We start from the raw sequence: 22,229 nt of genomic DNA, 5'->3' as shown, positions 1-22,229 counted from the left end.
CTTTCAAAGGCTTGCTCCGGCAAGCCTTTTTCTTTTGTGAGACGTTTCCCATGACCGAGCCACTGCGCATCGTTTTTGCCGGCACCCCTGAATTTGCCGCCGAACACCTCAAGGCCCTGCTTGCCAGCCCTTATGAAATCGTCGCGGTGTACACCCAGCCGGATCGCCCGGCCGGCCGTGGGCAAAAACTGATGCCCAGCCCGGTCAAGCAGCTTGCCCTGGAACACGGCATTGTCGTGCTGCAACCGCCAACCCTGCGCAATGCCGAGGCCCAGGCTGAACTGGCCGCGCTGCAGCCGGACCTGCTGGTGGTGGTGGCCTACGGCCTGATCCTCCCCCAGGCGGTGCTGGATATCCCGCGCCTGGGCTGCATCAACAGCCATGCCTCGCTGCTGCCGCGCTGGCGCGGTGCGGCGCCGATCCAGCGCGCGGTGCAAGCCGGTGACGCCGAAAGCGGCGTGACCGTGATGCGCATGGAAGCCGGCCTGGACACCGGCCCGATGCTGCTCAAGGTCACCACGCCCATCACCGCACAGGACACCGGCGGCAGCCTGCACGACCGCCTGGCGGAGATGGGCCCGCCTGCGGTGGTAGAGGCGATTGCCGGTCTCGCTGCTGGCACCTTGCAGGGTGAAGTGCAGGACGACAGCCTCGCCACCTACGCCCACAAGCTGAACAAGGACGAAGCACGCATCGACTGGAGCCGCCCGGCCGTGGAGCTGGAGCGCCTGGTACGCGCCTTCAACCCGTGGCCGATCTGCCACAGCACCCTCAATGGCGAAGCCTTGAAAGTCCTCGCCGCCGCCCTGGCCGAAGGCAGCGGCGCCCCCGGTGAAATCATCGGCGCCAGCAAGGAAGGCCTGCTGGTGGCCTGCGGCGAACAGGCACTGTGTCTGACCCGTCTGCAATTGCCCGGTGGCAAGGCGCTGAACTTCAGTGATTTGTTCAACAGCCGTCGTGAGAAATTTGCCCCCGGCATCATCCTCGGAGTGGACGCTTGATGAACCCGCGTTTGGCCGCCGCCAAGGCCCTGGCCGCCGTGCTCAGCGGCAAGGCTTCCCTGAACAGCTCGTTGCCGGTGCAACTGGATAAAGTCGAAGACCGTGATCGCGGCTTCACCCAGGACCTGGCCTTTGGCACCGCCCGCTGGCAGCCGCGTCTGTCGGCGCTGGCGGCCAAGCTGCTGCAAAAGCCGTTCAAGGCCGCCGATGCCGACGTCGAGGCGTTGCTGCTGGTGGGGCTGTACCAATTGCTCTATAGCCGGGTGCCGGCCCACGCCGCCATCGGCGAAACCGTAGGCTGCGCCGACAAGCTGAAAAAGCCCTGGGCCAAGGCCTTGCTCAATGCCGTGCTGCGCCGCGCCCAGCGCGAAAGCGAGGGGTTGCTGGCCGAGCTCGAACACGACCCGGTAGTGCGCACTGCGCACCCGCGCTGGCTGCAAAAATCCCTCAAGGCGTTCTGGCCAGAGCAGTGGGAAGCCATCTGCGCTGCCAACAATGCCCACCCGCCAATGATTCTGCGGGTCAATCGCCGCCATCACAGCCGCGATGCCTATCTCCAATTACTGGCAGAGGCCGGCATCAATGCCAGCGCCTGTGTGTTCAGCCAGGACGGTATCGTGCTGGAGACCGCAGGCGATGTGCGCAGCCTGCCAGGCTTTGCCGAAGGCTGGATCAGTGTGCAGGACGAAGCCGCGCAACTGGCAGCCGACCTGCTTGACCTGGCGCCGGGCCAACGGGTGCTGGACGCCTGCTGCGCGCCGGGCGGCAAGACCTGTCACATCATGGAAGTCGAGCCCGGCCTGGCCGGCGTCGTCGCCGTCGACCTGGAAGCCAAGCGCCTGGTACGCGTGCGCGAAAACCTTGCGCGCCTGGGCCTGGACGCCGAGCTGATTGCCGCCGATGGGCGCGACACCGCCACCTGGTGGGATGGCAAGCCGTTCCAGCGCATCCTGCTGGACGCGCCATGTTCCGCCACCGGCGTGATCCGCCGCCATCCGGATATCAAGCTGACCCGCCAACCCGACGATATCGCCGCCCTGGCTGTGCTGCAAGGCGAGTTGCTGGACGCGTTGTGGCCGACGCTGGAGGTCGGTGGCATCCTGCTCTACGCCACCTGCTCGACGTTGCCGACCGAAAACACCGAAGTGATCGAAGCCTTCCTCGCCCGCACCAGCGGCGCGCGGGAGTTGGACATTGCCACCACCGCCGGCATCAAGCAGCCCCACGGTCGCCAGTTGCTCGCGCAGGAAGGCGGGCACGATGGCTTCTATTACGCCAAGCTGATCAAGATTGCCGCTGCTCGCGGTTGAATGATTTTTAAGGGAGTGACCGGATGAAGATCATCATCCTCGGCGCAGGGCAGGTCGGCGGTACGCTGGCCGAGCACCTGGCCAGTGAAGCCAACGACATTACTGTGGTCGACACCGACGCCGAACGCCTGCGTGGCCTGGGTGACCGCCTGGATATCCGCACGGTCCAGGGCCGCGCCTCGTTCCCCACTGTGTTGCGTCAGGCCGGTGCCGACGATGCCGACATGCTGGTGGCGGTGACCAACAGTGACGAGACCAACATGGTCGCCTGCCAGGTCGCTCACACCCTGTTCCACACCCCGACCAAGATCGCCCGGGTGCGTGAAGCGGCCTACCTGACCCGCGCCGGGCTGTTCGACAACGACGCGATTCCGGTGGACGTGCTGATCAGCCCGGAGCAGGTGGTCACCCACTACATCAAGCGCCTGATCGAAATCCCCGGTGCGCTGCAGGTGATCGACTTTGCCGAAGGCAAGGCGCAACTGGTGGCGGTCAAGGCCTACTACGGCGGGCCGCTGGTGGGCCAGCAACTGCGCCAGCTGCGCGAACATATGCCGAATGTGGAAACCCGCGTAGCCGCGATTTTCCGCCGCGACCGGCCGATCCTGCCCCAGGGCGACACGGTGATCGAAGCCGACGACGAAGTCTTCTTCATCGCCGCCAAGGCCAATATCCGTGCCGTGATGAGCGAAATGCGCCGGCTCGACGAGAGCTACAAGCGCATTGTCATCGCCGGCGGCGGGCAGATTGGCGAACGCCTGGCCGAGGCCATCGAAAGCCGCTACCAGGTGAAGATCATCGAGATGAACGCCGCGCGCTGCCGCTACTTGTCCGATACCCTCGACAGCACCGTGGTGCTGCAAGGCAGCGCGTCGGATCGTGACCTGCTGATGGAAGAAAATATCGCCGACGCGGATATCTTCCTGGCCCTGACCAACGATGACGAGGCCAACATCATGTCATCGCTGCTGGCCAAGCGGCTGGGGGCGAAGAAGGTGATGACCATCATCAACAACCCGGCCTATGTGGACCTGATCCAGGGCGGCGACATCGACATTGCCATCAGCCCACAACTGGCCACCATCGGCACCTTGCTGGCCCACGTGCGGCGCGGCGATATCGTCAGCGTGCACTCATTGCGCCGCGGCGCGGCGGAAGCCATCGAGGCGATTGCCCATGGTGACTCCAAGTCGAGCAAGGTGATCGGCCGGGCGATTCGCGATATCGGCTTGCCACCGGGCACCACCATTGGCGCGATCATCCGCGATGAAGAAGTGATCATCGCCCATGACGACACGGTAATCGCCACGGGTGACCATGTGATTCTGTTCCTGGTGGATAAAAAACATATCCGCGATGTGGAGAAGCTGTTCCACGTGGGGTTGAGCTTTTTCTGATCTGACGGAGAGACCGACATGCTCGAATCCCTGGAAAAAATGCTCGCCAAGGGTGTGGATAACTCGCTGCTGCGCTTTGGCTTGGGCAAGGGTTACCTGGACCTGAAAGACAACGCCAAGGCGGCCGAGCATTTGCAGAGGTGCGTCGGGTTTGACCCGAAGTATTCGGCGGCGTGGAAGCTGCTGGGCAAGGCACACGCTGCGCTGGGCGATAAAAGCGCAGCACGCCAGGCATGGGAGCAGGGGATTACAGCGGCCCAGGCCCACGGCGACAAGCAGGCCGAGAAAGAGATGACGGTGTTCCTGAAGAAACTCGACCGCCAAGCCTGAATGGAGATCACAAATGTGGGAGCGGGCTTGCTCGCGAATGCAGAGTCTCAGTCACTGAGTGTGTAGCTGATACACCGCATTCGCGAGCAAGCCCGCTCCCACATTGGTTTTGCATCGACCTTGAGTCAGTCGCGAATCAGTACCAACGCGCCTCGCCCGGCGGGCGTTTCTTGAAGCGCTTCATGCTCCACATGTACTGGCTCGGGTAGGCGCCGACATAACGCTCCACCACCTTGCTCATCGCCGCGCAAGAGGTGGCCGTGTCGGTGCTGTACATGTCTTCCGGCGCCGCTTCCAGGATCACTTTGTAGCCCGAGCCGTCCGGCAGCCGCAGGGCATGCAGGAACACACCCACTGCCTTATGGCCGGCGAGCATGTTCGGCACGAACTTGCTGGTCAGCGCCTGGGTGGCGAAGAACGGTACGAAAATCCCGGCCGATTCCGCCGGCTCCGGATCTGCAGGAATCCCCACCTGGCCGCCCTTGCGCACTTCCTTGATCACGCTGAGGATGCCTTCCTTGGTCGACGCCGCCACTCGGTTGCCCAGTTGCACGCGTTGCTTGCGCAGCAGGTCATCCACTGCCTTGAGCTTGGGCGGGCGGTAGAAAATGATCGGTTTGCACTGGCTGCAATAGAAGTGGTTCAACACTTCCCAGTTGCCCAGGTGGCTGGTGATGCCGACCACGCCTTTACCCGAGGCCAAGGCTTGCTGCAGCACTTCCAGGCCTTCGACTTCGCGCACCAGGTCGATGGAGCGCTGGGCCGGCCAGATCCAGGCGCAGGCGCTTTCGGTCAGGGACTTGCCGATATCCATCAGGCTCTGGCCCACCAGGCGCTCACGCTCGGCCGGGTCCATGTCCGGGAAACACTTGGAGAGGTTGATCCGCACCGTGTCGCGGGAGCGGTTGGGGGTTTTCCACATGATCCAGCCAATCGCCGAGCCCACGGCTTGCACAGCGCGCCAGGGCAGCAGGGCAAACAATCGCAGAGCGCCTACCAGCAAGGCGCCTTTTAACTTTTCCACAGGTCACTCCTGATCGTGTGTGGTGCGCAAAGCGGCCATTCTAACCGGCGTTGACCAAGTCCGCGTAACGGTCGCAGTCCTGGGTGTGGTCCATGACCATGCCTGAGGCCTGCATGAACGCGTAGCAGATGGTCGGGCCGACGAACGTAAAACCGGCTTTCTTGAGGGCTTTGCTCATGGCTTCGGCCTCTGGCGTAATCGCCGGGACCTGGCTGCGATCCTTGAAATGATTGACCTTGGGCACGCCGCCGACAAACGACCAGAGCAACCCCACCGGATCCTCCAGCGCCAGCCAGGCCGCGGCATTGCGCCGGGTGGCATTGAGTTTCAAGCGGTTGCGCACAATGCCTGGGTCGAGCATCAACTGCTCGATCTCGGCATCGCTCAACTGCGCCAGGCGCTTTGGATCAAAACCGAACAAGACCTTTCGATAATGCTCGCGTTTGCGTAAAACGGTGATCCAGGACAGGCCCGCCTGGAACCCTTCGAGCAAAAGCAACTCGAACAAACCCTGCGCATCGCGCAGCGGCGTTCCCCACTCTTGATCGTGATAAGCCATGTACAGCGGATCTTCAGAACACCAAAAGCAGCGTGGCATAAGGCTCCAGGGAGTGGTGGCGGGGCCGAATCGGGTATACTCCCGCCCTTTAAATCGCAGCCCAAGTAACAGGTGAATTTTGTGAGCCAGCCTACGCCAGCCGTGCGTACCTTCCAAGACTTGATCCTCGCCCTCCAGCAATACTGGGCCGAGCAAGGTTGTGTGGTACTTCAGCCCTACGATATGGAAGTAGGCGCCGGCACTTTCCACACCGCAACATTCCTGCGGGCCATCGGCCCGGAAACCTGGAACGCCGCTTATGTGCAGCCCAGTCGTCGCCCGACTGACGGCCGCTACGGCGAAAACCCCAACCGCCTGCAGCACTACTATCAGTTCCAGGTCGTCCTCAAGCCAAACCCGGACAACTTCCAGGAGCTGTACCTGGGCTCGCTGAAACATGTCGGCCTGGACCCGCTGGTCCACGACATTCGTTTCGTCGAAGACAACTGGGAGTCGCCAACGCTCGGCGCCTGGGGCCTGGGCTGGGAAGTCTGGCTCAACGGCATGGAAGTCACGCAGTTCACTTACTTCCAGCAAGCGGGCGGCATCGAGTGCTACCCGGTGACCGGCGAGATCACTTATGGTCTCGAGCGCCTGGCCATGTACCTGCAAGGCGTGGACTCGGTCTACGACCTGGTGTGGGCTGACGGCCCGTTCGGCAAAGTGACCTACGGCGATGTGTTCCACCAGAACGAAGTGGAGCAGTCGACCTACAACTTCGAACACGCCAACGTCGAGAAGCTGTTCGAACTGTTCGACTTCTACGAAAGCGAAGCCAAGCGCCTGATCGAACTGGATCAGCCGCTGCCGTTGCCGAGCTACGAAATGGTCCTGAAGGCATCCCACACCTTCAACCTGCTGGACGCCCGCCGTGCCATCTCGGTAACCGCGCGCCAGCAATACATCCTGCGTGTACGCACCCTGGCGCGTTCCGTCGCCCAAGCCTACCTGCTGGCTCGCGCCAAGCTGGGCTTCCCGATGGCAACCCCGGACCTGCGTGATGAAGTGTTGGCTAAGCTGGAGGCTGCACAATGAGTGCTCAAGATTTCCTGGTTGAACTGGGCACCGAAGAGCTGCCACCCAAGGCCCTGAACACCCTGGCCGATGCATTTTTGGCCGGTATCGAAAAAGGCCTGCAGACTGCCGGCCTGAAGTTTGAAGCCAAGAAGGTCTACGCCGCGCCACGTCGCCTGGCGGTATTGCTGACCGCGCTGGAAACCCAGCAGCCGGACCGCAACATCAACCTCGACGGCCCGCCACGCCAGGCCGCTTTCGATGCCGAAGGCAACCCGACCCAGGCAGCCCTTGGTTTTGCCAAGAAGTGTGGCGTCGAGCTGAGCGAGATCGACCAGAGCGGCCCGAAACTGCGTTTCAGCCAGGTCATCAAGGGCAAGCCAACCGCCAGCCTGTTGCCGACCATCGTTGAAGATTCCCTCAATGACCTGCCGATCCCCAAGCGCATGCGCTGGGGTGCACGCAAGGAAGAATTCGTACGTCCGACCCAATGGTTGGTGATGCTGCTCGGTGATCAAGTCATCGACTGCACTATCCTGGCCCAGAAGGCCGGCCGCGATTCCCGTGGCCACCGCTTCCACCACCCGGAAAACGTGCGCATCACTTCGCCGGCCAACTACCTCAACGACCTGCGTGCAGCCTATGTGCTGGCGGATGCCAACGAGCGTCGCGAGCTGATCAGCAAGCGCACCGAAGAGCTGGCCCGCCTGCAGGAAGGCACGGCCATCGTGCCGCCAAGCCTGCTCGACGAAGTGACCGCGCTGGTTGAATGGCCGGTACCGCTGGTGTGCTCGTTCGAAGAGCGCTTCCTCGATGTGCCGCAAGAAGCCCTGATCACCACCATGCAGGACAACCAGAAGTATTTCTGCCTGCTGGATGTGGACGGCAAGTTGCTGCCGCGCTTTATCACCGTGGCCAACATCGAGAGCAAGGACCCGCAGCAGATCATCGCCGGTAACGAGAAAGTCGTGCGCCCGCGCCTGACTGACGCCGAGTTCTTCTTCAAGCAAGACAAGAAGCAGAAGCTCGAAGACTTCAACCTGCGCCTGCAGAACGTGGTGTTCCAAGAGAAGCTGGGCAGCGTATACGACAAGGCTGTGCGGGTTTCCAAGCTGGCGGCCTATATCGCGCCACGCATTGGCGGCGACGCTACCCTGGCGGCACGTGCGGGCCTGCTGTGCAAATGCGACCTGGCTACCGAGATGGTCGGCGAGTTCCCGGAAATGCAAGGCGTTGCCGGTTACTACTACGCGCTCAATGACGGCGAGCCTGAAGACGTCGCCCTGGCCCTGAACGAGCAGTACATGCCGCGCGGTGCTGGCGCCGATCTGCCGACCACCCTGACCGGTGCCGCGGTGGCCATCGCTGACAAGCTGGACACCCTGGTCGGTATCTTCGGCATCGGCATGTTGCCGACCGGCAGCAAAGACCCGTATGCCCTGCGCCGTGCGGCCCTGGGCGTGCTGCGCATCCTGATCGACAAGCAGTTGGACCTCGACCTGACCCAGGCCGTGGTATTTGCCGTCGGCCAGTTTGGTAGCAAGGTCAAGCAAGCCGGCCTGGCCGAGCAAGTGCTGGAGTTCGTATTCGACCGCCTGCGTGCGCGCTATGAAGACGAAGGCGTGGACGTTTCCGTCTACCTGTCGGTACGTGCCCTGCAACCCGGCTCGGCACTGGACTTCGACCAGCGTGTGCAAGCCGTACAAGCGTTCCGCAAGCTGCCGGAAGCCGACGCCCTGGCTGCCGTGAACAAGCGCGTGTCGAACCTGCTGAGCAAGGCCGAAGGCCTGGGCAATGCGGATGTCGACCCTGGCCTGTTTGCCGATGCCAAGGAGTTCTCGCTGAACTCGGCTATCGCCAAGGCAGAAAACGCCGTGAAGCCGCTGATCGCCGAGCGCAACTACGCCGAAGCACTGGCGCGCCTGGCTACCTTGCGTGAGCCGGTGGATGCGTTCTTCGAAGCGGTGATGATCAATGCCGAAGATGCCAGCGTGCGGAAAAACCGCTACGCCATGCTGGCGCGCCTGCGCGGCTTGTTCGTCAATATCGCTGACATTTCGACGCTGAGCTGATCATGTTGAAACTGCTGATTCTCGATCGGGACGGGGTGATCAACTACGACTCCGACGCCTACATCAAGTCGGTGGAGGAGTGGATCCCACTGCCCGGCTCGATCGAGGCCATCGCGCAGTTGAGCAAGGCCGGCTGGACGGTAGCCATTGCTACCAACCAGTCCGGCATTGCCCGCGGCTACTACGACATCGCCACCCTGGACGCCATGCATGCGCGCCTGCGCGCGTTGGTGGCGGAGCAGGGCGGTGAGGTGGGGCTGGTGGTGTACTGCCCCCACGGGCCGGATGAGGGCTGCGATTGCCGCAAACCCAAGCCTGGCATGTTGAAAATCATTTCAGAACATTACAAGGTGCCCCTGGCTGGGATATGGTTCGTCGGGGACAGTCTCGGTGACCTGGAGGCGGCCAAAGCCGTCGACTCTCAGCCAGTTTTGGTAAAGACCGGGAAAGGCGACAAGACCCAGGCGAAAAACCTGCCGGTAGGCACCTTGATTTTTGACGATCTGGCGGCGGTTGCCGCAGAACTTATCAACAACTAGTCGCCCTCGACTTCCTGACCAAGGATTGTTCGGGAGTGCACTTTTAACAGGCGGGCGTTGTCCCGCAACGGTAAATGCTGCCATGTCGATTTTGCAGGCCATCAGAACCTTCTTCTTTTACCTGCTGCTGGGCACCAGTTCGTTTCTCTGGTGCACCCTGAGCTTTTTTATTGCGCCCTTTTTGCCGTTCAAGGCGCGCTATCGCTTTATCAACGTCTATTGGTGCCGCTGTGCGTTGTGGCTGAGCAAGGTGTTTCTGGGCATCCGTTTCGAGGTCAAGGGTGCCGAGAATGTCCCGGACCAGCCCTGCGTGATCCTGTCGAACCACCAGAGCACTTGGGAGACGTTCTTCCTTTCTGCGTATTTCTCGCCCCTGAGCCAGGTGCTCAAGCGTGAGTTGCTGTTCGTACCGTTCTTTGGCTGGGCCATGGCCATGCTGCGACCGATTGCCATCGACCGCGACAACCCCAAGGCCGCGCTCAAGCATGTGGCGAAGAAGGGTGACGAGCTGCTCAAGGATGGGGTGTGGGTACTGATCTTCCCGGAAGGCACCCGCGTGCCCTTTGGCACTGTAGGCAAGTTCTCCCGGGGCGGTACGGCATTGGCGGTCAACGCCAACCTGCCAGTGCTGCCGATTGCTCACAATGCCGGCAAGTTCTGGCCCAAGGAAGGCTGGGCCAAGCGTAAAGGCACCATCACCGTGGTGATCGGCGAACCGATGTATGCCGAAGGGGAAGGACCGCGTGCAATCGCGGCACTCAATGACCGCGCTGCCGCCTGGAATGAAGCGCAGCAACGGGCCATGGGTTCGCTGCCGCCAGTGCCGGTTGCAGAAGACCAGCCGGTGACCTGACGTTCTGTGGATAACCTGTGTACGGTTTGTTGGCAAAGTGCGTTTTTTAGCTTGTAGGCCTATGATTTTATTACATATTTCTTAAGCTAATAAAACACCGAAAAACGTGCATAAGTTTTTTCGACCGTTGAAGACCGGCCCTCGTGGCCGGTTTTTTATGCACAGCCGTTTGACTCTTCCCACAACGGCAGTCGCAGACTGAAAACCGTGCCTTGACCGACCACACTCTCACAGTCGATCCGGCCGCCATGGCGGTCCACTACCGCCTTGACCATGCTCAGTCCCAACCCCAACCCTTCGCTGCCCTGAGCCGAAACAAACCGCCGGTATTGGCTGAACAGTTCAGGAAGCTCCTCGGCCGCGATACCGGAGCCCTGATCCTGGATGTGACAGGTCAGCCATTGCTCGTTGCGTTCGAGGCGCACCGTCACCGTGGTGCCGGCTGGGCTGTACTTGATCGCATTCTCCATCAGGTTGAACAAGGCACGGGTGAGTAACGATTGATCCGCCAGGACCATTTCCTCACCGGCCGCGTCCAGGTCATGAACCAATTGGATATTTTTCAATTGGGCCAGCAGCACCACCTGGTCAAACGCGTCGAGCACCAACATGGCAAACAGGCTGGGCTCCAACTGATAACCATCGGACTCGGCCTTGGCCAATTGAACGAACGATTCGGTCAAATTCAATGCCCGTCGCACTTGCTGTTCGATCTGGGTAAATACCAGCGCAACGTCTGAGGCTTCATGACGCTGCACATCCAGCAACGCGAGGATTGCCGAATGGGGTGCACGCAAGTCGTGGGAGAGAAACCGCAGCAGGGTTTCGCGCTGCTGCTGGGCGTCGCGTTCGATACTCAGGTCGGTCAGGCTCAACAGCCAACCCAGCGCCACATCACCGTCAGCGGGTAACAGCGGGGCCAGTTCCAGGCGCAGGCTGCGTTGCTGAATATCGCGGAACTCGACAATTTCCAGGGCCGACAGCGGCGGGCGTACCTGCCCCTGCAGCGGTGGATAGCCCAATGCCGTCAATTGCTCCAGCAGGTTCTCGGCAATCAGCTCGTTGCCAAACACATCACGGGCGATCCGATTGGCCAGCAGGATCTCCCCTGCGGGATCGGTAATCAGCGTAGCCACGGGCAGGCATTCCAGGCCATCGGCCATAAAACGCCGGGTATCGCGGGTACGGCTGACGGCTTGCTCCAGGGCCACGATACGACCCTGCAACACGTCCCCCTTGCTGACGGCGGCACGACGACGTTCCGGCAGCACCTTGGGCTCGCTGTCGAGGCGCGCCAGTTCCCAGCCGAAGTAGGCAAGGATTACGCTCAGGCGGCGCCAGTTCCAGACCAGATAGCCCAGCAGCATGCCGATCAGCGTGGCCGCTGGCGACCACCAGAGCCCCAGGCGCAACATGCCCCAGGAAGCGAGGAGGGCACCTCCCATGCAGCCCAGGGTCAGCCACAGGGCATAACGCGGGCGCAACAACAGCAGGCCCAACAGTAAGGCCACCCACGAGGTGGACAGCAGGGTGGCCAACCAGCCAGGCAAGACGGTAATGCTGCGATCCTGCAGCAGCCCGTTGAGGATATTGGCCTGGATCTCGACGCCCGGTGTGGTGCCGACACTGGCCGAAAGCGGCGTCACATAGCGATCGCCCATGCCCGGCGCGGTCGCTCCCACCAGGATGATCCGATCACGCAGCAATTGAGCCGGGACCTCGCCACGCAGAACGCTGACGTACGGCACGCTGGGAAAGCCATGGTCGGCGGCGATAAACGGAATGCGGATGGCGTTGTCCCGCTGCCAATCGGTTGCATCAGAAGATACTGACAGCCCCGGCATATCCGCAGGCTGGCCAGTCAGCTCGAAGGCCAGCCACGCCAACTGCGGGACCAATTGCCCCGGCGGCCCCTCACGCAAGTAAAGGCTGCGCACAATGCCGTCGCTATCAGCTTCCACGTTGATATGGCCGACCCCCCTGGCACAATCACGCAGGGGCTGCACGGGGAGGATTTGCGTGAGGGGTTGCCCCAGGCGCGGCGTGCCTTCGCGAATCAACGGCAGCAGGACATTGCCGGCATTGCAGATGGCCTGGGCCAGGCGTTGATCATTGGCAGGCTCGCGCGCAGGTTCGCTGAAGATCACATCGAGCAGGATCCCGGCGGGTTTGGCGGCACTCAGTCGGTCAATCAGGTCAGCATGCAGGTGGCGCGACCACGGCCATTGGCCAAGCGCCTTGAGACTCATGTCATCAATGGTCACCAGCAGAATGCGTGAGTCCACCGGCAACGGCGTCAGACGCCGCAGGCTGTCATACAGCGGGTTATTGAAGGAAAGCCCAGGACTCAGGGACAGCAGGGCCGTCATTGGTAGCAGCAGCAGGCTGATCCACAGCCATTCCCGGACCAACCCGTTGAACAGGCGTTGGGCCTGGGTCGGCTGACGTTGTTCAGCCCGGCGCCACCACTTCACCGCGTACTACTGCACACGGGTGGCAGGGGGGTAATAGAAGATGTCATAAACGCCTGCCTCTCCTTCCAGTCCTTGTTCATCAAAGGCCGACACGCGCACGTGATAAAACGAGGCCTTGAGTCCAGTGAAGCTCAAGCGCGGTTCACTGGAGAAGTTTTCCTGCTTGATATTCATGAACGTTTTATCGGTGGCCACTTGCGCACGGTAGCGCTGGGCACCCGGTTGCGGGTGCAGGAACAATGTCCAGACCGGCGCATCGCCTTTCTGGCCGTCCTGGCCCATCAGACGCGGGGCGGGCAATAGGTCGATGGTCTTCAACTCGCCCTGCTGCTTGAGCAAAACCCCTTGTCGGGCACCGACCTTCAGTTCACCTTCAATCGGGCCCGTCTGCGGTTTTTTCTTGGCCTGTCGGCCCACGGGCAGCGGCTCGGTGCGGCTGGCGGCCACTTGGCCGTTGAGCACCTCTACAACCGATTGCTGATCGTCGTTACGCACACGAAAATGCGTGCCGCGCACGCCGAGCACGCCGACGGGTGTCACGATCTGAAAACGGTCATAGTCGCTGGTACGCTTGAGCACGTAGGCCTCGACCTGGCCTTGTTGCAGGATCACCTGGGGAATCGCCTGTTCTTCCACCAGGTGCAAACGCACCTCCGAGCTGGAAGGCAGGACAATCCGCGAACCATCGCCCAGCAACAGGCTGACAAACGCCGACGGCGAGGTTTTTACGCTTTCCTGTTCATCAATCAGCATGCCTTCTTCCAGCACACTGGGGCGGCCCTTGGCATCCAGCTTCCAGGCTTCACCGTTGAGGTGCTGGACCACTGCCGGCAGCGGTTGTGCCCGGCACATCAGGTTGTCATCAATGTAGGGCGCACGCACAGGTGCAGGCTTGGCCAGAATTTGCGGGCTGTTGATAACCAGCGCCAGGGCCAGGCTTGAGCCCAGCAGGGAAGAAAGGGAATAGTGGCGAGGAAAGAGGGTCATGGCACTCATCAAGGTTCTAGTTCTAAAAGTCCGTCAGACTGTACGTTCAGAAAGCGTCTTGCGGCGGCAGGACCTTGAAGCTTGCCTACGATACCCGATGACGCATCGAACTCGAAAGCCGTAGTAGAAAAGCCGTAGTAGAAGGGATGAGGCAATAGGAAGGGTGACACATCCCTGTGTCTGCCGGATCGACGATGCCGAACCGGATGTACATCGAAGAAATACTGTCCCTCACATCCCTCCGACAGCAGCCCGTAGCGAACCACGGTCTACAGATAATACGTCCCTGTATCGAGCGCGCTTCCCGCGCACGCCCTCCCTGTGTGTCACTCAGCGAAAGAGAATTTACCTACAAGAGTGGTGCATAGGGCGGTAGCGCAATATTTGTTCAGATTCAGAAGATCCAACGTTGGTCCTGGTCGAGCACACTTCCGTGTTGAAAAGCCTGAGGGGCGTCCACCTCTCTGAGCCCCGCGTAACCAAGACCGTCTACGGGCTCGGCGTACACTGAAATTTCGTCAAGTGGCGCAGACTGTGCCGGACTGCACGCATCTACCATTTCCGTCCCAAAACCCGTTGCCGCAACCAGTATCAACATCTTTCCCCACACTCTGACCTTCTGCACGAGACTCACGTGTCCCGACAGTGCATAAAACCTGATTGCCATTGATCCTTTTCCTGAGGGGCTTGAGCCGGTATCTTTCCAGCTGGGTACACGATGTTTAACGGCCTTAGGGCTATCTGATATCAGCGTACCGAGAGATGCGAGGGGCATGAGAAACTGGCCATAATTGTTCAGATTCAATGGTGAACCAGTACGCTCTCCTCAACCGTTGCAATACTCTTCAAGAAGAAAGGACCCTGCCATGCGTGTCGCGATACTGGATGACGAACCTGCCGAATTGCGGCGGGTGGAACAGACACTGCGACAAATCCCAAGTGCCTCGGAGCAGCCATGGACGCTGCATTGCTTCGAGCGCGGCGAAGACCTGCTGCGCCAGTTGCGTCGGGAAACCTTCGACCTCTTGGTGCTCGATTGGCAACTGCCGGACCTGAGTGGTATCGCCATCCTGCGCTGGACCCGTGAACACATGGAAGCGCCGCCTCCCGTGATCATGCTCACCAGCCGCGATGCCGAGAGCGATATCGTCCAGGCGTTGAACAGTGGCGCAGATGACTATGTCAGTAAGCCATTTCGGCCGAACGAACTGAAAGCACGGGTGAGTGCAGTGTTGCGTCGTCACGGCCTGCAGAAATCTGCGGCCACTGAAGTGTTGATCTTCAATGACCTGACCTTCGACGATGCCGAACTGACCGTCACCCGCGCCGGCAGTCCCATCAACCTGACCGAACGGGAGTACCGCCTGGCACGCTGTCTGTTTGCCAACCTGGCTCGCCCGCTGTCCCGGGAATACCTCTACGAACGCTTCTGGACCCATGAAGAGATGGTGTCTTCACGACCGTTGGATACCCATATCTATCGGCTGCGGAACAAGCTGGGGCTTACGCCAGAGCGGGGTTGGCAGTTGCTGACCATCTATGGATATGGCTACCGGTTGGAGAGCGTAACCGCAGCTACGGCATAGCCGATGTTCCACGTGGAGCATTTTGGAAGCGCCCGAAATCTGGGCAATAAAAAAGGCCAACGTTAAACGTTGGCCTTTTTTGGTTTCGCAATGGCGTTATCAGAAGTCCAGGTTGGACACTGCCAAGGCATTGCTCTCGATGAAGTCACGACGTGGCTCGACCGCATCACCCATCAGGGTGTTGAAGATCTGGTCCGCGCCAATGGCGTCTTCGATGGTCACACGCAGCATGCGACGCTGGGCTGGGTCCATGGTGGTTTCCCACAGCTGATCCGGGTTCATTTCGCCCAGACCTTTGTATCGCTGGATGGTGTGACGCTTAGTGCTTTCTGCCATCAACCAGTCCAGGGCTTCCTTGAACTCTTTGACCTGTTTCTTGCGTTCGCCACGCTGAATATAAGCGCCGTCGTCCAACAGCGTGCTCAACTGCGCGCCGAGGGTAACCACAGTCTTGTAGTCATTGCTGCCGAAGAAATCGCGGTTGAAGGTGACGTAGTTCGACAGACCGTGGGAGATCAGTTCGACCTCTGGCAGCCAGACATTACGTTCACGGTCTTCACGCAGGCTGGCTTTGTACACCAGGCCCGACTTCTCGACGGTGCGCAGGCGCACTTCGTACTGGGCCAGCCAATCCTGCATGGCTGCGTGATCGCCCAGCTGTTCCAGGCTCACGGCCGGCAGGTAGATGAAGTGCTCGGTCAGCTCCTGAGGGTACAGGCGCGACAAACGCTTGAGGGTCTTCATCACCATGCGGAAGTCGTTTACCAGGCGCTCCAGCGCCCCACCGGAGATGCCCGGGGCTTCGTCGTTCAAGTGCAGGCTGGCGTCTTCCAGGGCCGACTGCGTCATGTACTCTTCCATGGCGTCGTCGTCTTTGATGTATTGCTCTTGCTTGCCCTTTTTCACTTTGTACAACGGCGGCTGAGCGATGTAGATATAGCCACGCTCGATCAGCTCCGGCAACTGACGGAAGAAGAAGGTCAGCAGCAGGGTGCGGATGTGCGAACCGTCGACGTCAGCATCGGTCATGATGATGATGTTGTGGTAGCGCAGCTTGTCGATGTTGTACTCGTCGCGACCAATGCCACAGCCCAGGGCGGTGATCAAGGTGCCGACTTCCTGAGAGGAAATCATCTTGTCGAAACGGGCTTTCTCAACGTTGAGGATCTTACCCTTCAACGGCAGGATGGCCTGGGTGCGACGGTTGCGACCCTGCTTGGCGGAACCGCCAGCAGAGTCACCTTCCACCAGGTACAGTTCGGAAAGGGCAGGGTCCTTCTCCTGGCAGTCCGCCAGTTTGCCCGGCAGGCCAGCGATATCCAGTGCACCTTTACGGCGGGTCATTTCACGGGCTTTACGCGCCGCTTCACGAGCCCGTGCCGCGTCGATCATCTTGCCGACGACCAGCTTGGCTTCGTTGGGGTTTTCCAGCAGGAAGTCGGAGAAGTATTTGCCCATTTCCTGTTCGACGGCGGTCTTCACTTCAGAAGAAACCAGCTTGTCTTTGGTCTGGGAGCTGAACTTCGGATCCGGAACCTTGACCGAAATAATCGCGGTCAGGCCTTCACGGGCATCGTCACCGGTGGTGGCGACTTTGTGCTTCTTCGCCAAGCCTTCAGCTTCGATGTAGGTGTTCAGGTTACGCGTCAGTGCGGAACGGAAACCCACCAGGTGAGTACCGCCATCGCGCTGAGGAATGTTGTTGGTGAAGCACAACAGGTTCTCGTTGAAGCTGTCGTTCCACTGCAGGGCGATTTCCACGCCGATGCCGTCTTCACGCTGGATGTTGAAGTGGAACACCTGGTTGACCGCAGTCTTGTTGGTGTTCAGGTATTCAACGAACGCACGCAGGCCACCTTCGTACTTGAACAGCTCTTCCTTGCCGCTGCGCTCATCCTTGAGGACGATACCCACACCGGAGTTGAGGAAGGACAGTTCACGAATTCGCTTGGCCAGGATGTCCCAGCTGAAGTGGATATTTTTGAACGTGTCAGCCGAGGGCTTGAAGTGAATCTGGGTACCGGTGGTTTCGCTATCACCGACGATTGCCATCGGTGCCTGAGGCACGCCATGCACGTAGGTCTGTTCCCAGATCTTGCCGCTGCGGCGAACGGTGAGGATCAGTTCTTCCGATAGGGCGTTTACCACCGACACACCTACACCGTGCAAACCGCCGGAGACTTTATAGGAGTTGTCGTCAAACTTACCGCCGGCGTGCAGCACGGTCATGATGACCTCTGCTGCCGATACGCCTTCTTCTTTATGCACATCTACCGGAATGCCGCGACCGTTGTCGCGTACGGTGATGGATTCATCCGGATGGATGATGATACTGATGTCGTCGCAATGACCGGCGAGCGCTTCGTCGATGGAGTTGTCGACCACTTCGAACACCATGTGGTGCAGACCGCTACCATCATCGGTGTCGCCAATGTACATACCGGGACGTTTGCGTACGGCATCCAAACCTTTCAGCACTTTAATGCTGGTCGAGTCGTACGTGTTTTCTTCGCTCATGCCTTCACTCCCGATGGTCGTGGGTCTGGGTGATACGGCCTTGTTCCACGTGGAACAAAGCGACTGGCGTTTCCGTCTGCCAGCCTTCCCTCAATAATTCGTGGTCTACACAGGTAATAAATACCTGGCAGCGTAAGTCTTCCAACAAGCGGCATAGCGCGCGGCGGTGTTGCTCATCCAATTCGGACGGCAAGTCATCCACCAGATAAATACACTGACCGCGCCGGGCCTGGCTAACCAAGTGCCCCTGAGCGATACGCAGCGCGCACACCACCAACTTCTGCTGGCCACGGGACAAGATATCCGCGGCATTATGTGCGCCTAACCTAAGGCGCAAATCAGCCCGTTGTGGTCCTGCCTGGGTGTGGCCAATTTGCTGATCCCGTTGCAAAGAGGTGGCGAGTACTGCACTCAAGTCACGCTCTTTGTCCCAACCACGGTAGTAACTCAGCGTCAGGCCCTCGAGTTCCAACAACTCACTCAAGGTCTGTTCAAAGACTGGTTTCAAGGCTTTGATATAAGTGCGGCGGTATTCATCTATTTCGTCGCTGGCCAGGCACAGTTCACGGTCCCAGGCCGCTTGCGAAGCGGCGTCAAGTGTACCATGCCGCAGCCATGAGTTCCGCTGCCGCAGGGCCTTCTGCAGGCGCTGCCACGTGGCCATGAACCGCGGTTCCACGTGGAACACTCCCCAATCGAGGAACTGCCGGCGGATTTTTGGTGCACCTTCCAACAAGCGGAAGCTGTCAGGGTTGATCAATTGCAGGGGCAAGATTTCCGCCAGTTGTGCGGCACTGCGCGCATTCTGCCCATCTATACGGATCTGGAACTCCCCTTGACGATCACGGGATATCCCCAGGCTGCTATGCCCGCCTTGCGCCAGTTCAACCTGGCCAAACACGGTGCACGCCAATTGTTCGTACTGAATCACGGGTAACAGGCGGGCGCTGCGAAAGGAACGAGCCAGCCCCAGCAAGTGAATGGCTTCCAGCACGCTGGTTTTGCCACTGCCGTTGGCGCCATGGAGGATATTGATGCGGGGGGAGGGGGAGAAGGTCACCGGGTGCAGATTGCGCACCGCGGTGACCGAGACGCGACTGAGGGACATCTAGCTTCTGCTGAGCATGATTACAGGCGCATCGGCATAACAACGTAAGCCGAGTCGTCGTTATCGGATTCTTGCACCAGGGCGCTGCTGTTAGAGTCCGACAGGATCAGACGCACCTGCTCGGTGGTCATCACACCCAGCACGTCCAGCAGGTAGCTCACGTTGAAGCCGATTTCCAGGGAACCGCCGTTGTAGTCGACGCCCACTTCTTCTTCCGCTTCTTCCTGCTCCGGGTTGTTGGCCTGGATTTTCAGCTGGCCGTTGGCCAATTGCAGGCGAATACCCCGGTACTTCTCGTTGGAAAGAATCGCTGTACGGCTGAACGCTTCACGCAGCGCCTGGCGATCACCGATCACCAGCTTGTCGCCACCCTTGGGCAACACGCGCTCGTAGTCCGGGAACTTGCCGTCTACCAGTTTGGAGGTGAAGGTGAACTCGCCCGTGGTGGCACGGATATGGTGCTGGCCCAGGACGATGCTGACGTTACCGTCCGGCTCGGTGAGCAGGCGCGCCAGTTCGAGGATACCTTTGCGCGGCACAATCACCTGGTGGCGGTCCGGCTGGCCGATATCGGCCTTCATCGAACACATTGCCAGGCGGTGACCGTCGGTGGCCACAGCACGGATGATGCCTTCGGAGACTTCCAGCAGCATGCCGTTGAGGTAGTAACGCACGTCCTGCTGGGCCATGGCGAAGCTGGTGCGCTCGATCAAACGGCGCAGGCGGCTTTGCTCCAGGCTGCAGGTCAGCGAACCTGGACCTTCTTCCACCGTCGGGAAGTCATTGGCCGGCAAGGTCGACAGGGTGAAACGACTGCGGCCGGCCTTGACCACCAACTTCTGCTCATCGACCTTGATGTCGATCAGCGCGTCGTTGGGCAAGCTTTTGCAGATATCCATCAGCTTGCGCGCAGGCACGGTGATCTCACCGGGCTCGGCGGGTTCTTCTAGCTGTACACGACCAACCAGTTCGACTTCCAGGTCGGTACCGGTCAACGACAGCTGCTGGCCTTCGACAACCAACAATACGTTGGAAAGTACCGGCAAGGTCTGTCGGCGCTCGACGACGCCTGCGACCAGTTGCAGGGGTTTCAACAGGGCTTCGCGTTGAATGGTGAAATGCATGGTCTAGTCCCTTGCCTTAATAAGCTGCGCTGGTGTTCATCACGTTGTCAGTGTACGCAGCAGGTTCTTGTAGTCCTCGCGAATATCCGCGTCGGATTCCTTAAGTTCGTTGATCTTGCGGCACGCGTGCAAGACCGTGGTGTGGTCGCGACCACCAAACACATCGCCAATTTCCGGCAGGCTGTGGTTGGTCAGCTCCTTGGAGAGCGCCATGGCCACCTGACGGGGACGCGCTACCGAACGCGAGCGGCGCTTGGACAGCAGGTCGGAAATCTTGATCTTGTAGTACTCGGCCACCGTGCGTTGAATGTTATCCACACTGACCAGCTTGTCTTGTAGCGCCAACAAGTCTTTCAGGGATTCGCGAATCAACTCGATGGTGATGTCGCGGCCCATGAAGTGCGAGTGAGCGATGACCCGCTTGAGCGCGCCTTCGAGCTCACGCACGTTGGAGCGAATGCGCTGGGCAATGAAGAACGCCGCGTCGTGAGGCAGATCGACTTTCGCCTGATCGGCTTTCTTCATCAGGATCGCGACCCGGGTTTCCAGTTCCGGCGGCTCTACCGCAACGGTCAGGCCCCAGCCGAAGCGCGATTTGAGGCGCTCTTCCAGACCTTCGATTTCCTTCGGGTACCGGTCACTGGTGAGGATGACCTGCTGGCCACCTTCAAGCAGGGCGTTGAACGTGTGGAAAAACTCTTCCTGGGAACGTTCCTTGCGCGCGAAGAATTGAATGTCATCAATCAGCAGTGCGTCGACGGAGCGGTAGAAGCGTTTGAATTCGTTGATTGCATTGAGTTGCAACGCCTTGACCATGTCGGCCACGAAGCGCTCCGAGTGCAGGTACACGACCTTGGCATTCGGGTTCTTCTTTAATAGGTGGTTACCCACAGCGTGCATCAAGTGCGTCTTACCCAAGCCAACGCCGCCATAAAGGAAGAGCGGGTTGTAACCGTGCTTGGGATTGTCGGCCACCTGCCAGGCCGCAGCGCGGGCCAGCTGGTTGGATTTACCTTCGACGAAGTTTTCAAAGGTAAAGGTGCGGTTCAGGTAGCTGGTGTGCTTGAGCGCGCCTTCGACCTGGACCGTACGCTGTTCGGCGCGTACCGGCGCCTGCTGCGAGCTGGCTCCCGCCATCGGGTCAAAGCTGTCTCGGGACGGCTCTTCACTCACTGGCGCATTTTTTTGCGCCACGGATTTGCTCGGGGCGGGCGCAGCGGGGGCGGGGGCGTGGTTAACCGGCGCCGCAGCGGCCTGGGCGTGCGATGCAGCGGCGGCCAGCGGCGCATTAGGCGCGGCGCGAGGGGCGGAGCTGCGTTTGCTGCCTATTAGTAAGGAGAGTGCTGGAGCCATCCCGTTGCCGTGTTCGTCGAACAACTCGAGAACGCGGCTCAGGTACTTCTCGTTGACCCAGTCGAGAACAAAACGATTGGGTGCGTAGACACGCAACTCGTCGCCTTCGGCTTCGACCTGTAGTGGACGGATCCAGGTGTTGAATTGCTGGGCAGGCAGCTCATCGCGCAAAAGCTCCACGCACTGCTGCCAAAGTTCCACTGACACGGATATCCCCTAAGTTGAAAGCCGGTGAGGCAAAAACAGCCGCCATTGTAGCGGCGAGCGGTCCACTTATCCACATGTAGCTTGCTCAGAGGCCGCCAAGAATCAATGCCTTAAGCGTAAAAAAGGCGACAAATGGTCTGTGCATAAGCTCTGTGGATAAGCGCCCCTAAGCTCGTTGTACAAGTGGGGGCGAAAGTCTGTGGGTAACTGGCCTGTGGATAACTACCCATTCCACACACAGCTTATCCGACAGCGCAGCACAGGCAGAGCACCGTTTCTCCCCCGTGTTGTCATTCTCTGTACAGCACGTGGAATATGGCCTCAAGTCAGTTATCCACAGAAGATCGCGTCCCTAGCTTTTATAAGCTTTACAGAAAAGCTTTAAATAACTTCCTTCTTTATTTTTATATCTATGGCATTGCTCGTCAAAGTCGAACCGCCCGGAATCGGTCTTGATGCCCTCAGATATCTAATTGAAGGAATAGCTGGTTGGAAATTGACCTAGAGGCTTGCTTTCTCTAGAATCCCCGGTCTCTTAAAACGGGGGCCATTCCGGCCCGTTGTGGACGAACCAGGTAACACGCCATGAAACGTACTTTCCAACCAAGCACCATCAAACGCGCCCGTACCCACGGTTTCCGTGCTCGCATGGCTACCAAGAACGGCCGTGCTGTCCTGTCGCGTCGCCGCGCCAAAGGTCGTGCGCGTCTGGCAGTTTGATAATCCGGTACTGGT

At 59.9% G+C, this 22,229-nt stretch carries 18 protein-coding genes; 10 read left to right on the top strand and 8 right to left on the bottom strand.

The annotated features are described in order from the left end of the window. Positions 1-50: 50 nt before the first annotated feature. From fmt to HBR94_RS20570, 4 genes are read left to right on the top strand one after another with little or no spacing between them, the layout of a single operon-like run. A complete protein-coding gene (fmt, locus tag HBR94_RS20585) occupies positions 51-1,001 on the top strand; it encodes a methionyl-tRNA formyltransferase (protein WP_057957878.1) in 951 nt (316 codons plus the stop codon). After that, complete coding sequence (gene rsmB / locus HBR94_RS20580) at positions 1,001-2,311, top strand: 16S rRNA (cytosine(967)-C(5))-methyltransferase RsmB (protein ID WP_170045460.1); 1,311 nt, start codon at positions 1,001-1,003, stop codon at positions 2,309-2,311. The genes fmt and rsmB overlap by 1 nt, the downstream gene beginning before the upstream one ends. A gap of 23 nt (positions 2,312-2,334) precedes the next feature. After that, entirely contained in the window at positions 2,335-3,708 is a 1,374-nt protein-coding gene (gene trkA, locus HBR94_RS20575) for a Trk system potassium transporter TrkA (protein ID WP_057957876.1), read from the top strand. A gap of 18 nt (positions 3,709-3,726) precedes the next feature. Beyond that, on the top strand, positions 3,727-4,038 hold the full coding sequence (locus HBR94_RS20570; protein WP_057439283.1) for a hypothetical protein: 312 nt from the start codon (positions 3,727-3,729) through the stop codon (positions 4,036-4,038). Positions 4,039-4,174: 136 nt separating this feature from the next. Here the strand turns inward: HBR94_RS20570 and HBR94_RS20565 are convergent, their stop codons facing one another. Continuing rightward, positions 4,175-5,062, bottom strand: a complete 888-nt coding sequence (locus HBR94_RS20565; RefSeq protein ID WP_057439284.1) for a lysophospholipid acyltransferase — start codon at positions 5,060-5,062, stop codon at positions 4,175-4,177. Between the two features lie 40 nt (positions 5,063-5,102). After that, positions 5,103-5,660, bottom strand: a complete 558-nt coding sequence (gene tag, locus HBR94_RS20560; RefSeq protein WP_057439285.1) for a DNA-3-methyladenine glycosylase I — start codon at positions 5,658-5,660, stop codon at positions 5,103-5,105. Positions 5,661-5,741: 81 nt separating this feature from the next. Between tag and glyQ the strand changes: the two genes are divergently transcribed. The 4 genes from glyQ to HBR94_RS20540 all read left to right on the top strand — a co-directional run bounded on the left by glyQ (position 5,742) and on the right by HBR94_RS20540 (position 10,138). Then, on the top strand, positions 5,742-6,695 hold the full coding sequence (gene glyQ / locus HBR94_RS20555; RefSeq protein WP_003213601.1) for a glycine--tRNA ligase subunit alpha: 954 nt from the start codon (positions 5,742-5,744) through the stop codon (positions 6,693-6,695). Then, positions 6,692-8,746: a glycine--tRNA ligase subunit beta gene (glyS, locus tag HBR94_RS20550; RefSeq protein ID WP_170045459.1), complete on the top strand. Its 2,055-nt coding sequence runs from the start codon at positions 6,692-6,694 to the stop codon at positions 8,744-8,746. The genes glyQ and glyS overlap by 4 nt, the downstream gene beginning before the upstream one ends. Further along, positions 8,746-9,285, top strand: coding sequence for a D-glycero-beta-D-manno-heptose 1,7-bisphosphate 7-phosphatase (gene gmhB, locus HBR94_RS20545; RefSeq protein WP_169960480.1), 540 nt, complete (start codon positions 8,746-8,748; stop codon positions 9,283-9,285). Before glyS ends, gmhB begins: the two co-directional genes overlap by 1 nt. Positions 9,286-9,367: 82 nt before the next feature. Beyond that, positions 9,368-10,138 carry a lysophospholipid acyltransferase family protein gene (locus HBR94_RS20540; protein ID WP_057957875.1) on the top strand — a complete coding sequence of 257 codons (771 nt, stop codon included), beginning with the start codon at positions 9,368-9,370 and terminating at the stop codon, positions 10,136-10,138. Between the two features lie 155 nt (positions 10,139-10,293). Here HBR94_RS20540 and HBR94_RS20535 read toward each other — a convergent pair whose 3' ends face one another. Beyond that, a complete protein-coding gene (locus HBR94_RS20535) occupies positions 10,294-12,612 on the bottom strand; it encodes a CHASE2 domain-containing protein (protein WP_057957874.1) in 2,319 nt (772 codons plus the stop codon). A gap of 6 nt (positions 12,613-12,618) precedes the next feature. After that, the gene (locus HBR94_RS20530) at positions 12,619-13,608 is read right to left on the bottom strand and encodes a FecR domain-containing protein (protein WP_057439287.1); all 990 of its coding nucleotides are present in this window, start codon (positions 13,606-13,608) and stop codon (positions 12,619-12,621) included. Positions 13,609-14,465: 857 nt separating this feature from the next. On the opposite strand from HBR94_RS20530, the gene HBR94_RS20525 reads away from it, so the two are divergent. Beyond that, entirely contained in the window at positions 14,466-15,185 is a 720-nt protein-coding gene (locus HBR94_RS20525; protein ID WP_057439289.1) for a response regulator transcription factor, read from the top strand. Positions 15,186-15,284: 99 nt separating this feature from the next. On the opposite strand, the gene gyrB is transcribed toward HBR94_RS20525, so the two are convergent. The 4 genes from gyrB to dnaA are packed head-to-tail and all read right to left on the bottom strand — an operon-like array spanning position 15,285 to position 21,494. Then, on the bottom strand, positions 15,285-17,702 hold the full coding sequence (gene gyrB / locus HBR94_RS20520) for a DNA topoisomerase (ATP-hydrolyzing) subunit B (RefSeq protein ID WP_057957871.1): 2,418 nt from the start codon (positions 17,700-17,702) through the stop codon (positions 15,285-15,287). Between the two features lie 4 nt (positions 17,703-17,706). Next, positions 17,707-18,810, bottom strand: coding sequence for a DNA replication/repair protein RecF (gene recF / locus HBR94_RS20515; protein ID WP_029290195.1), 1,104 nt, complete (start codon positions 18,808-18,810; stop codon positions 17,707-17,709). Positions 18,811-18,830: 20 nt separating this feature from the next. Next, positions 18,831-19,934, bottom strand: a complete 1,104-nt coding sequence (gene dnaN, locus HBR94_RS20510; protein WP_057439291.1) for a DNA polymerase III subunit beta — start codon at positions 19,932-19,934, stop codon at positions 18,831-18,833. A gap of 39 nt (positions 19,935-19,973) precedes the next feature. After that, positions 19,974-21,494, bottom strand: a complete 1,521-nt coding sequence (gene dnaA, locus HBR94_RS20505; RefSeq protein WP_120734385.1) for a chromosomal replication initiator protein DnaA — start codon at positions 21,492-21,494, stop codon at positions 19,974-19,976. Between the two features lie 585 nt (positions 21,495-22,079). On the opposite strand from dnaA, the gene rpmH reads away from it, so the two are divergent. Then, complete coding sequence (gene rpmH, locus HBR94_RS20500) at positions 22,080-22,214, top strand: 50S ribosomal protein L34 (RefSeq protein WP_003213577.1); 135 nt, start codon at positions 22,080-22,082, stop codon at positions 22,212-22,214. The last annotated feature ends 15 nt before the right edge of the window (positions 22,215-22,229 follow it).

The sequence above is a fragment of the Pseudomonas sp. WS 5412 genome (genome assembly GCF_012985615.1).
GTDB lineage: Bacteria > Pseudomonadota > Gammaproteobacteria > Pseudomonadales > Pseudomonadaceae > Aquipseudomonas > Aquipseudomonas shahriarae.
This window is presented reverse-complemented; position numbering and strand designations above follow the sequence as displayed.

What these genes read in the sequence shown, in the direction of transcription:
- fmt (WP_057957878.1), top strand. Translation starts at nt 51, where the DNA reads ATGACCGAGCCACTGCGCATCGTTTTTGCCGGCACCCCTGAATTTGCC.
- rsmB (WP_170045460.1), top strand. Translation starts at nt 1,001, where the DNA reads ATGAACCCGCGTTTGGCCGCCGCCAAGGCCCTGGCCGCCGTGCTCAGC.
- trkA (WP_057957876.1), top strand. Translation starts at nt 2,335, where the DNA reads ATGAAGATCATCATCCTCGGCGCAGGGCAGGTCGGCGGTACGCTGGCC.
- HBR94_RS20570 (WP_057439283.1), top strand. Translation starts at nt 3,727, where the DNA reads ATGCTCGAATCCCTGGAAAAAATGCTCGCCAAGGGTGTGGATAACTCG.
- tag (WP_057439285.1), bottom strand. Translation starts at nt 5,660, where the DNA reads ATGCCACGCTGCTTTTGGTGTTCTGAAGATCCGCTGTACATGGCTTAT.
- glyS (WP_170045459.1), top strand. Translation starts at nt 6,692, where the DNA reads ATGAGTGCTCAAGATTTCCTGGTTGAACTGGGCACCGAAGAGCTGCCA.
- HBR94_RS20540 (WP_057957875.1), top strand. Translation starts at nt 9,368, where the DNA reads ATGTCGATTTTGCAGGCCATCAGAACCTTCTTCTTTTACCTGCTGCTG.
- HBR94_RS20530 (WP_057439287.1), bottom strand. Translation starts at nt 13,608, where the DNA reads ATGAGTGCCATGACCCTCTTTCCTCGCCACTATTCCCTTTCTTCCCTG.
- HBR94_RS20525 (WP_057439289.1), top strand. Translation starts at nt 14,466, where the DNA reads ATGCGTGTCGCGATACTGGATGACGAACCTGCCGAATTGCGGCGGGTG.
- gyrB (WP_057957871.1), bottom strand. Translation starts at nt 17,702, where the DNA reads ATGAGCGAAGAAAACACGTACGACTCGACCAGCATTAAAGTGCTGAAA.
- recF (WP_029290195.1), bottom strand. Translation starts at nt 18,810, where the DNA reads ATGTCCCTCAGTCGCGTCTCGGTCACCGCGGTGCGCAATCTGCACCCG.
- dnaN (WP_057439291.1), bottom strand. Translation starts at nt 19,934, where the DNA reads ATGCATTTCACCATTCAACGCGAAGCCCTGTTGAAACCCCTGCAACTG.
- rpmH (WP_003213577.1), top strand. Translation starts at nt 22,080, where the DNA reads ATGAAACGTACTTTCCAACCAAGCACCATCAAACGCGCCCGTACCCAC.